This is a genomic window from Streptomyces sp. NTH33, from assembly GCF_003236365.1.
Taxonomy (GTDB): domain Bacteria; phylum Actinomycetota; class Actinomycetes; order Streptomycetales; family Streptomycetaceae; genus Streptomyces.
The window spans coordinates 1-2,367 of the sequence record NZ_POTZ01000722.1 but is presented as its reverse complement, the minus strand read 5'-3'; the positions used below and the strand labels follow the sequence as shown (position 1 = coordinate 2,367).

2 protein-coding genes and 1 pseudogene are annotated in these 2,367 nt (G+C 71.1%); all 3 read left to right on the top strand.

The annotated features are described in order from the left end of the window. Nucleotides 1-594, top strand: a pseudogene (locus C1I97_RS35470) (MFS transporter); the annotation flags it as partial. Between the two features lie 179 nt (nucleotides 595-773). Beyond that, the gene (locus tag C1I97_RS35465) at nucleotides 774-1,874 is read left to right on the top strand and encodes an LLM class flavin-dependent oxidoreductase (RefSeq protein WP_111007056.1); all 1,101 of its coding nucleotides are present in this window, start codon (nucleotides 774-776) and stop codon (nucleotides 1,872-1,874) included. Next, nucleotides 1,871-2,367, top strand: a 497-nt coding sequence (locus C1I97_RS35460; protein WP_111007055.1) for a CE1759 family FMN reductase, incomplete at its 3' end; no start/stop codon positions are given. The genes C1I97_RS35465 and C1I97_RS35460, both read left to right, overlap by 4 nt.

The window sequence follows — 2,367 nt, the reverse complement described above, 5'->3', positions numbered from 1 at the left end:
ACGTTCGGGTCGTGGCTGGCCTTCGACGCCTTCGCCCTCATCGCGGTGCTGGTGCTGCACGCCGGGTCCGCCGAGGTGTCCGCGCTGGCGGCCGCCGGGGCGGCGGTGGGCGCGGTGGTGGCGGTGCCGTTCGGGCCGTGGGTGGAGTTCCGTCGTAAACGGCCGGTGATGGTCGGGACGGACCTGGTCCGGTTCGCCGCGCTGATGAGCGTGCCGCTCGCGTTCGCGTTCGGGGCGCTCGGGTTCGCGCAGTTGCTGGTGGTGTCGGTGGTGGTCGCCGCGGCCGACATCGCGTTCGGGGCGGCGAGCGGGGCGTATCTGAAGGGTCTGGTGGCGCCGGAGGACCTGCTGGTCGCGAGCAGCCGGTTCGAGTCGACGACGTGGACGGCGACCGTGCTGGGGCCGCCGGCCGGGGGTGCCATGGTCGGCCTGTTCGGGCCGGTGGTGACCGTGGCGGCCGACGCGGTCAGCTATCTGCTGCCGGCGGCCGGGATCCGGGCGATCGGCGGGACGGAGCCCGAGCCGTCGCGGCGGCCCGCGCGGGCGAAGCGTCAGAAGCCACGAGACGGCAGCCGCCTGATAGCCACACCCAGCACCCCTGGGCGACCCAACCCTACGAATGGCTCGATCATCCCGAACAAGAAGGTAGAGCCGCCTGAGTCGTCGTCGGCGTCGTCGTCGTTCTCGCCGACGTGGGTGGGCGGAATACCTCCAGGACGCGGACCGTTCTCCGGTTATAGTTGAAGCATCAACAATCTGGAAGGTGAGCGATCATGCAGTTCGGGATCTTCAGCGTCGGCGATGTCACGCCGGACCCCACCACGGGCCGTACACCGACCGAGCGTGAGCGGATCAAGGCCATGGTCGCCATCGCGCTGAAGGCCGAGGAGGTCGGCCTGGACGTCTTCGCGACCGGCGAGCACCACAACCCGCCGTTCGTGCCGTCGTCGCCGACCACCATGCTCGGGTACATAGCCGCCCGGACCGAGCGGCTGATCCTGTCCACCTCCACCACCCTGATCACCACCAACGACCCGGTGAAGATCGCCGAGGACTTCGCGATGCTCCAGCACCTGGCCGACGGGCGGGTGGACCTGATGATGGGGCGCGGCAACACCGGGCCGGTCTACCCCTGGTTCGGGCAGGACATCCGGCAGGGCATCAACCTCGCCATCGAGAACTACGCCCTGCTGCACCGGCTGTGGCGCGAGGACGTCGTCGACTGGGAGGGGAAGTTCCGCACGCCGCTGCAGGGCTTCACCTCCACGCCCCGCCCGCTGGACGGCGTACCGCCCTTCGTCTGGCACGGCTCCATCCGCTCCCCCCAGATCGCCGAGCAGGCCGCGTACTACGGCGACGGCTTCTTCCACAACAACATCTTCTGGCCGGCCGACCACACCAAGCGGATGGTCGAGCTGTACCGGAGCCGGTACGCCCACTACGGGCACGGCACGCCCGAGCAGGCGATCGTCGGGCTCGGCGGCCAGGTGTTCATGCGGAGGAACTCGCAGGACGCGGTGCGCGAGTTCCGTCCGTACTTCGACGTCGCCCCCGTCTACGGGCACGGCCCGTCGCTGGAGGAGTTCACCGAGCAGACCCCGCTGACCGTGGGCTCCCCGCAGCAGGTCATCGAGAAGACGCTGGCCTTCCGCGACTACGCCGGCGACTACCAGCGCCAGCTGTTCCTGATCGACCACGCGGGCCTGCCGCTGAAGACCGTGCTGGAGCAGATCGACCTGCTCGGCGAGGAGGTCGTGCCGGTGCTGCGCGAGGAGTTCGCCAAGGGGCGCCCGGCCGGTGTGCCGGACGCGCCGACCCACGCGTCCCTGCTCGCCGGCCGGGCGGGCGCCGAGGAAGGGGTGAGCGCCGTATGAAGCTCGTCGTCGTCTCGGCGGGACTGAGCGTCCCGTCCTCCACCCGGCTGCTGGCCGACCGGCTGGCGGCCGCGACCGCCGGGCGCGTCCCGGCCGCCGTACGGATGATCGAGCTGCGCGATCTCGCCGTCGGGATCGCCCACAACTTCGCGAGCGGCTTCCCCGGCCCGGACCTCGCGTCCGCGCTGGACGCGGTGGTGGAGGCGGACGGGCTGATCGTCGTCACTCCGGTGTTCTCGGCGTCGTACAGCGGGCTGTTCAAGTCCTTCTTCGACGTCCTCGGCGTCCGGGACCAGGACGCCCTGGCCGGCAAGCCGGTGCTGATCGCCGCGACCGGTGGCACCGCCCGCCACTCCCTGGTCCTCGACCACGCCCTGCGCCCGCTCTTCGCGCATCTCAAGGCCGTGGTCGTGCCGACCGGGGTCTACGCCGCCTCGGAGGACTGGGGCGCCGAGGGGCTGCTCGGGCGGATCGAGCGGGCGCAGGGCGTGGT